Genomic DNA, 598 nt, shown 5'->3' with positions numbered 1-598 from the left:
ATTGAACATACCGAAGCCTTAGAAAAGCAGCTTGAAGCCACGGTAAAGTCGAACAATGTTTGCCAGAAGTTGATGAAGCTTGAAGGCGTCGGGCCGATATGTGCAGTAGGTTTAGCCGTCAAACTAGGACGAGGGGAGAGCTTTGCCAATGGCAGGCAGGCTTCAGCCAATATAGGTCTTACCCCAAGGCAGCATAGTTCTGGTGGCCAAGAACGGACAATCAATATCTCAAAGTACAGTGCAGACAAGCGACTTCGTTCAACACTTTTTCAAGGAGCGCTTTCAGTCATTACTCAGGTAATGAAACGTCCAGCGAGAACGCATAAAGAGCAATGGCTCCAAGCATTAGTCATGAGAAGGGGGCAGAAGATAGCCGCTATAGCCCTTGCCAATAAGACAGTGCGTACAGCGTATGCGATATTAAAGAATGACTCAGTGTACCAGCCAATCGGGTTGGCTTAGTACACTGCTCATAATCAGCAAAGAGCGATGTAAAACAGGTAAGACCGACCAGTAAAAGCTAGAGAGGGCCTAAGGTGCTTAGATACCGCTTCCTAGAGTTAGCTTACTGGTGCGACTACATTTTAGGGCGGGGTAG

1 protein-coding gene is annotated in these 598 nt (G+C 47.7%); it reads left to right on the top strand.

Annotated features, from left to right (window positions below):
* A partial coding sequence (locus tag C9J01_RS29440) for a transposase (RefSeq protein WP_146157124.1) occupies positions 1 to 462 on the top strand: 462 nt, incomplete at its 5' end.
* Positions 463 to 598: the final 136 nt, after the last annotated feature.

Origin of the sequence: Photobacterium rosenbergii (assembly GCF_003026455.1) — a bacterium.
GTDB classification, from domain to species: domain Bacteria; phylum Pseudomonadota; class Gammaproteobacteria; order Enterobacterales; family Vibrionaceae; genus Photobacterium; species Photobacterium rosenbergii.
This window is presented reverse-complemented; position numbering and strand designations above follow the sequence as displayed.